Source organism: Williamwhitmania taraxaci, from assembly GCF_900096565.1.
Lineage (GTDB): Bacteria > Bacteroidota > Bacteroidia > Bacteroidales > Williamwhitmaniaceae > Williamwhitmania > Williamwhitmania taraxaci.
The window spans coordinates 1-2,609 of the sequence record NZ_FMYP01000146.1 but is presented as its reverse complement, the minus strand read 5'-3'; the positions used below and the strand labels follow the sequence as shown (position 1 = coordinate 2,609).

Annotated in this window: 2 protein-coding genes; one reads left to right on the top strand and one right to left on the bottom strand. The window is 40.4% G+C overall.

The annotated features are described in order from the left end of the window. Positions 1–170: 170 nt before the first annotated feature. A complete protein-coding gene (locus BLS65_RS17540) occupies positions 171–671 on the bottom strand; it encodes a thioredoxin family protein (RefSeq protein ID WP_170830196.1) in 501 nt (166 codons plus the stop codon). Between the two features lie 198 nt (positions 672–869). On the opposite strand from BLS65_RS17540, the gene BLS65_RS17535 reads away from it, so the two are divergent. Continuing rightward, complete coding sequence (locus BLS65_RS17535; RefSeq protein ID WP_092441083.1) at positions 870–2,330, top strand: aminoacyl-histidine dipeptidase; 1,461 nt, start codon at positions 870–872, stop codon at positions 2,328–2,330. Positions 2,331–2,609 lie beyond the last annotated feature (279 nt).

The window sequence follows — 2,609 nt, the reverse complement described above, 5'->3', positions numbered from 1 at the left end:
AGGTGAGTAATTCTCATCTTCCTGTTCTGAAAAAATGCAATTCCTTTCTCTCCAATCAATCCTATAAGTTGCATTTGTTACTTGAATTTAGGAAAATAAAAGTCAAAGGCTGCAGATGCGAATATTACTTCTCTTTTGCAGCCTTTGTTATAAAATTAAGGTAAAAAACTCTATTTGGGAATACTCTTGCCTGTTTTTATGAATTCATCGAACGTGGTGGTTTTGAAGAAGTCTTCTGCTAGAAAAACTAGGATTGGGATGAGTTGATCGGGCGTTCTGTATCCGGGCACAACCGTCATCAGCTGGATTTGCTCGTTCATAAATGCTATTGACGGATAGGAGAGTTGCCCTTGAAGTAAGGCGACGGCGAATTCGTGAGGGGAGCGAGACCCAGTATTTTGATTCACAAATAACCTGTCGGCAAATCGAATAGTGTCCTTTCCTTCTGCGTTAAACTTTATGGGGTAGTAGTTCTGGTTTAGATATTTTGCAACGGTAGGATCGCTGAATGTATTTTGATCCATCAATTTGCAGTAGTGGCACCAATCGGTATAAACATCAATAATGAATTTCTTCGGATTTGTTTTGTTCAACTCTACTGCCTCTTGAAAAGAGTACCACCTTACCTTTACTATGGTGTCTTGACTCTTTGCACTAAAAATACTTACCATATATATAGGTAAGATTACGAATAGAAACTTTTTAAGCATAAACGAAAATTGAATATTTAAAACTCTGAACGATTCTAAAGTTGTTTTGTTTCAGTGAAAATATAAATGGGTGGTAAATATAAGGTTATTTAACACTTTTTCTGGTGCAAAGATTTTAAAATGATTCTTACCTTTAGGCAAATCAAAAAATCAATAAAAATGGCAAAAGAAATAATATCATTGCAGCCCGAAATAGTGTGGAAACACTTTTATGCACTTACCCAGATTCCTCGCCCTTCGAAGAGTGAAGAAAAAATTGAGCAGTTTATGGCCAAATTTGGTCGTGATCTTGGTTTGGAAACTCTGATCGACGAAGTAGGAAATGTGATTATCCGGAAACCGGCTACTCTGGGTATGGAGAAGTGCAAGGGCCTAGTTCTCCAAGGACACCTCGATATGGTTCCTCAGAAGAATAGTGATACCAAACACGATTTTATTACCGATCCAATTGATGCCTACATAGATGGCGACTGGGTTACCGCACGTGGTACTACACTAGGTGCCGATAACGGGATGGGCGTAGCTGCCATCATGGCTGTTCTTGAGTCGAAGAATCTTGTTCACGGACCAATTGAGGCCCTTCTTACTAGCGACGAGGAGACCGGTATGACCGGGGCTTTTGGTTTAAAGGCCGGATTACTGAAGGGGGATATATTGATGAACCTCGATTCTGAGGACGAAGGAGAGTTGTATGTTGGCTGTGCTGGCGGTGTTGATGCAAATATCTCTTTTAATTATAAGGAGGAAGTTGTTCCGGCAGGTCATGCCGCTTACAAGCTTACAGTGAAAGGCTTGAAGGGTGGCCACTCAGGGCTCGAGATTATTCTGGGCCGTGGAAATTCCAATAAGTTAATGTTCCGCTTTTTCCGCCATGCATCTAAGGAACATGGTCTTCGCATTGCCTCTGTTGATGGCGGTAGTCTTCGCAACGCTATTCCAAGAGAATCTTTTGCAGTAGTGACGGTTCCTTCCGCACAAGCCGAAAAATTTGAAACTTGTGTTGTAAAATATCAAGCTATATATAAAAAGGAGTTATCCTTGGTAGAGCCTGATCTTTCTTTTACAGTTCAAAAAACGGACCTACCGAAGAGTGTTATTGAAAACAGCGTTGCAACAAAGATTACAAACGCAATTTATGGCTGTCCAAATGGTGTTATTCGTATGAGCGACGCCATGCCAGGTCTTGTTGAAACCAGCACAAACCTAGCACGGGTATTCTCCTCCGATGGCAAACTTATTATTCAGTGCTTGCTTCGTAGTTCTGTTGATTCTGCAAAGGATGACCTTTCCGAGATGGTTTCCTCTGTATTCGAACTTGCAGGTGCAAATGTCCAATTATCAGGCGGTTATCCAGGCTGGAAGCCCGACATGAACTCTACTATTTTAACGCATATGAAGAGCGTTTATAATAAGCTTTATGGTAGAGTGCCTGAAGTTAAGGCTATTCATGCTGGTTTAGAGTGCGGTTTATTGGGTGGTGTATATCCTAATTGGGATATGATCTCTTTTGGTCCTACCATTCGCTTTCCTCACTCACCCGACGAGAAAGTAAATATCGCTTCTGTTGCTATGTTCTGGAATTATTTAGTTGAGACTCTAAAGAGTATTCCTCAGAAGTAGTAGAATATCAGCGATTAATATATTTTTTTGGGTAAGCAACACGGTTCATCTGGGTTGCTTGCCCTTTTTTTTACCTCCTCTTTGTGTAATTATCTGTATCCTTTTTTTGCATAATTTGTTTTAAAATTCTGCTGAAATCCAGTGATATAAAGAAGGGTGAATTTTTTTATGAAAAATATATCGGAATACATTTGGAAGGGTAGGGGTTAACGATTACTTTTGCACCCGCTCTGAAGGAATATTGACGAGCACGAGGGGAGTCTGGAACAGAGCATCAGC

Coding starts and splice junctions, on each gene's coding strand:
- BLS65_RS17540 (WP_170830196.1), bottom strand. CDS start 671: ATGGTAAGTATTTTTAGTGCAAAGAGTCAAGACACCATAGTAAAGGTA.
- BLS65_RS17535 (WP_092441083.1), top strand. CDS start 870: ATGGCAAAAGAAATAATATCATTGCAGCCCGAAATAGTGTGGAAACAC.